Annotated in this window: 4 protein-coding genes; 1 reads left to right on the plus strand and 3 read right to left on the minus strand. The window is 34.5% G+C overall.

Going from position 1 to position 4,755, the window contains the following annotated elements; all coding sequences use genetic code 11:
- The first annotated feature begins 144 nt into the window (after positions 1-144).
- Entirely contained in the window at positions 145-1,113 is a 969-nt protein-coding gene (locus ABJI11_RS03045; protein ID WP_348349306.1) for a phosphotransferase, read from the plus strand.
- Positions 1,114-1,497: 384 nt separating this feature from the next.
- Here the strand turns inward: ABJI11_RS03045 and ABJI11_RS03050 are convergent, their stop codons facing one another.
- From ABJI11_RS03050 to ABJI11_RS03060, 3 genes are all read right to left on the minus strand, one after another.
- Positions 1,498-2,919, minus strand: coding sequence for a DUF3526 domain-containing protein (locus ABJI11_RS03050; RefSeq protein ID WP_348349308.1), 1,422 nt, complete (start codon positions 2,917-2,919; stop codon positions 1,498-1,500).
- Positions 2,920-2,921: 2 nt separating this feature from the next.
- Positions 2,922-4,328 carry a DUF3526 domain-containing protein gene (locus ABJI11_RS03055; RefSeq protein WP_348349310.1) on the minus strand — a complete coding sequence of 469 codons (1,407 nt, stop codon included), beginning with the start codon at positions 4,326-4,328 and terminating at the stop codon, positions 2,922-2,924.
- The coding region (locus tag ABJI11_RS03060) for an AAA family ATPase (protein WP_348349312.1) at positions 4,328-4,755 on the minus strand (428 nt) is incomplete at its 5' end. The genes ABJI11_RS03055 and ABJI11_RS03060, both read right to left, overlap by 1 nt.

Consider the following 4,755-nt stretch of genomic DNA (forward strand, 5'->3'; position numbering starts at 1 on the left):
GCTCTTGCCCGCCCAAATTTATCGCAAACAGAAATGTTTTTAACACCAAAAGAAAATACAAAACGGCGTATTAATATTCATACAAAAATAGACGTAGACGCCATGAAAACGGATTTCTGGCAAAGTTTAAATAGAATATAATATATGTATTTAGAAACCAACAGCTCTAATTCAGATTTTCAAATCTGTTTAAACGACATAGGCTTTATAGACCCAAAGCAAGAGCATATTATTGCTACGGAGAAACCTGGTGAAGGTAACATGAACGTTGTTATAAGAGTACGTACCAATAAACGCTCTTTTATTGTAAAACAATCGCGCCCTTTTGTACAAAAATATCAAGAGATAGATGCACCGATTGAACGTATTGATGTAGAGCACCAATTTTATGAATCGGTTACCAATGAGAATATAATGGAGCATATACCTAAGGTACTTGCTTATAGTGCTAAAAACCATTTACTGATTCTTGAAGATCTAGGTGATTGTAAAGATATGCTCTACTTATACGATGATAGAATTTTTAAAACATCACAGCTACATCAACTAATAGATATTGCAGCACATATTCATAAGGCACAGCCAAAAACGTACCCTAATAATATGGAATTACGTTTACTTAACCATCAGCACATATTTGTACTTCCTTTTCTTAAAGACAATGATTTTTCGTTAGACACTATTCAAGAAGGGCTTCAAGAACTAGCTGTAGAGTATAAAAATGATGACACATTAAAAAAAGAGATTAAAAAAGTAGGATTACAATATCTAGCTAAAGGAGATACACTGTTACATGGCGATTATTATCCTGGTAGCTGGATGACAAGAGAAAACCATACATATATGATAGATCCTGAATTCAGTTTTATGGGATTTGCTGAATTCGACATGGGGGTTATGGCAGCTCATAGTGTCCTTATTACTACGGACACCAGTTGTTTAAAAATCATAAGTGATAGATATCCAAAAAAGCTGGATATCTCATTATTAAACAAAGTTGCAGGAATAGAAATAATGCGCAGATTAATAGGTTTAGCGCAATTACCATTAAAAAGAACTATAAATGAAAAGAAATTGCTTTTAACAATAGCTCGTAAACTGGTTATAAATTAAAATGTTTCATTAGTTAATTCATATTAAAAGACGCAAACTTATTTAAGAAGGTAATTAAATTTTATAAACCTAAATTAAAGTATATCTATTCAATTAAAATCATAAAAAATTTTAATTGAATAGATATTACAATGGATAATTTTCAAAATATAAATAATAGTTACTTTACACTCTTAATTCTAGTTTCAGAAAGGTGATTTTCCCCTTGAGCTGTGCGTTTTTCATTTTACAAACAGTAACCCCTCTCATAGTTTTGATTACCAAGATGGTTACCCATATTTAAAGGAGCGAAAAAATAATAATTGCATAATTTCACTCCCTTTTCTAGTTCATACTGCTTTTAAAATAAATACCATCACAGCTTTACATATTTTACTAATTATGTCATTTTACAATAGTATAGTTACTTCGTGCCCTTGAACTCACAAACCCAACGCCAAACAACATTAAAGAAATCATAAGAATTACAAATGACGCTGAATAGTGATATTGCTTTTGCTTGTAAATAAATTTTGGAAGCTCATTATAACTTTCTTTTTCAAAATCGGTATTATTATATAACATTGGCATAAAATACGCTCTCCATTGCTCTGAAAATACGAGCACTTGTTGCCTATAATTTTCATAATCGGTTGATGCAGTACCAGACAATTTGTTTAAAGATTCCTGTAGGGTAACCGCAGGTGAAAGCCATTTAAATTTATTTATCCATTTTTGTTGATTTTCTAATTGCTCGTTATAGCGGTTTACAACTGGGGCAATCTCTTTACGTAATAAATTTTGGGAAGCCATATAGCCATGCCAAAAATTACGTGTTTGGCTAGAATCATTAACCGCATACTCGGGATGGTCACGAAGGTAATTATCCAAAATTTTATCTTGACGTTTTGTAATATCTGCCTGCATTTCACGAAGATCATTAATCATCAATGTACGCGATGGCATTGGATAAATAGCAGTACCTAACTGATTTAAGACTGAAGGAATCAATAGTACAAAACCTATCCAAAGTCCTAACATTGCAACTGCATTTTTTGCCGAACTACCTACCCAAAGATTTACTAAAAATGCCAGCGCAAACCAAAATAGCATATAGGCGAGAATAAGACCAAATAAAGTAAATAAGCTACCAATCTTAGAAAACGGACTTGCACCCAGTAATAGTAATACCGCCAAAAGAGACACTAAAACCAACACGGATAATAAAGAAAATCGTATCAATAATTTATGCAACACCCAGTTACGTATGCCAATAGGCTGCGATGCCAATAGTTTTAATATTCCGCTTTCCTTTTCAGAAGAAAGTACGTTATATGAAAAAGCAACAATCAATAACGGTAGTAAATAAACGATAACGAAACCTAAGTCAAAATTTCCAAAGAGCAGCTGAACAGGACTAGTCATTTCAGTAAAGTCTTCAATGATTTTTCCACGGGAAACTTTAGGTGTTTTATAATGCGAGAACATATCACTCTGTCCAGTAGCCACAAATGTAAAATCGTTTGGAGGCATAGCAGCAAGTCTAGGATAACTATTTCCAACTACCATAGGGTTAGTGGGTAATTGAGACGACCTTAGACTTACGGGCAAGCCTTTTTCCAAAGAATCTAATAGCGAAAACATAACTGCATCTGCTTCTGCAACTTCATCTTGGGCAAAGGCAATTACACTATTACGTTTTTCAACTCGTTGTAAACCATTGTTTGTGGCAAATCCAAAAAGTAGGACAAGCAAAATAGTTAATAATTGCAACCACTTACTACGTATCAGTAGCTTCCATTCATATATAAAATTAGGTTTAAGCATAACTAAAAGCGTTTTATGGTTAAAAATAGACCTACAAAAGAGAGCAAAATCCAGCCAGCAAGAATACTCAAGTCTGAGCTATGATGCAGTAATGTATTACTTAGTGTAGGCGGATCATACTCGAACGGAGGCAACCCTTTCCAAAATTCAGCATCTGCTTTCCATCCCCATTCACCAAAATCGGAATTTTCGGCAAAGTGATCATTTAAAAATTTTTGAGTACCAACACGATAGTTTTCTGCAGCATCAGAAAAGTTCCAATGTGTACCATAATCGGTATGAGCAACTGCCATACTCAAAAAACGTGTAGGTAAATACGGTGATAAAACCGCAAGACTCTGATAGACTTTAGTTTGATTTTGATATTGCTCTTTAAGATATTTATAATGTTTAAAATACACTTCAGCAGCATGCTCCTCTCCTTTTTGCATACGGTATGCGTCATAGTTAAACGGTAATTGGTTTAAGCTATCGACACCATATTCCTTTAAGGTTTGTTGTTCTAGTAATTTTGCTTCTTCGTTCCACGGGTTATGACCGTCAATTCCTTCGTTTTTATCTTCAAGAACATTTGCAGCAAATTCCTGTGCCGTTGGGTACGGGTGTTTATTGGATGCTATATTTGTTGCCGTTTTTGGAGCGGCAAGACAAGCAATTATCCAAACCGATAACGATATTACAAGTGAAATACTCGATTTCCTATTCAGTGCAGAAACGATGAGCACCAAATTTGTAAATACCATGTAATATATAAGGTAAACGCCGAGCATTACAAATAACGAGTTCCATTGAAAAACACCATAATCCTTAAGACCAGAAAGTACCAAACCAGCAATTAAAAACAGTAAAGCTGTAATAATAAATATTGGTAAGTAAAGGGCTATCCATTTACCCAAAATCCATTTCCAAATAGAAACTCCTTGACTTTTAAGCAAGGTGAGCGTCCCCATTTCTCTTTCTTTTGTGAAACTATTATATCCCAAAAGAATTATTAACAACGGAATAATGAATAACAATATAAAATCTGGCGTTAAATCACCAAAACGTGCTAAACCTGTCTGGTCTGCCGCATCACTAAATTGCGCATCGTTGCGGTTATGGGCTTCCAAAAAAATAGAAGTACCTGCATATTTATCAACTCCTTGATCTATTAAAGAAAGTGGGTATTTAGGTTTAAAAGCATAGGTACCGTAATGTGCGGCAGAATGTGGATTTTTATCTCCCTGACCATCCCAAACAGCACGCTCTGTAGTTTTAGCTGCAGCGTACTGCTCATTTACATTATTGTATTGTCTACTACTTATAAAAACTGCTATGCCCAATAAAAGGAGTACAATAACAATAGAAATGCGAACGCGACCTTCTCGTAGCAACTCTTTGGTTTCTTTGATGAATGTTTTTGTAATCATTACACTGTAGCTTTATAATTCATAGTATCCAAATAAGCTTGTTCAAGCCCTGACAAAGAGATATCATTGGCTATAAACTCTTGTTTTAATACGCCGTTGTTCATTATACCAATATGTGTAGCCACTTCTTTAGCCCTGAATAAATCATGAGTAGCCATTAGTGTTGCCACACCTTTTTCTCTTAACTTCTGTAAAAGTTGACCAAATTCATTACTAGCCTTTGGATCAAGACCAGAAGTAGGTTCGTCAAGTAATAAGGCTTGAGCATCTTTCGCCAATGCTATGGCGATACCTACTTTTTGTCGCATACCTTTGGAGAAAGAATGTATGCGCTTATTGAACGCTTCAGATTGCAATCCTGCTTCGGTCAAAAACTCTTTTAATTCTTGCTTTTCCAGCTTTTTTCCTGCAATACTTGAAAAATAAT

It is taken from the genome of Maribacter sp. (genome assembly GCF_039968975.1).
Lineage (GTDB): Bacteria > Bacteroidota > Bacteroidia > Flavobacteriales > Flavobacteriaceae > Maribacter.

Coding starts and splice junctions, on each gene's coding strand:
- ABJI11_RS03055 (WP_348349310.1), bottom strand. CDS start 4,328: ATGATTACAAAAACATTCATCAAAGAAACCAAAGAGTTGCTACGAGAA.
- ABJI11_RS03050 (WP_348349308.1), bottom strand. CDS start 2,919: ATGCTTAAACCTAATTTTATATATGAATGGAAGCTACTGATACGTAGT.
- ABJI11_RS03045 (WP_348349306.1), top strand. CDS start 145: ATGTATTTAGAAACCAACAGCTCTAATTCAGATTTTCAAATCTGTTTA.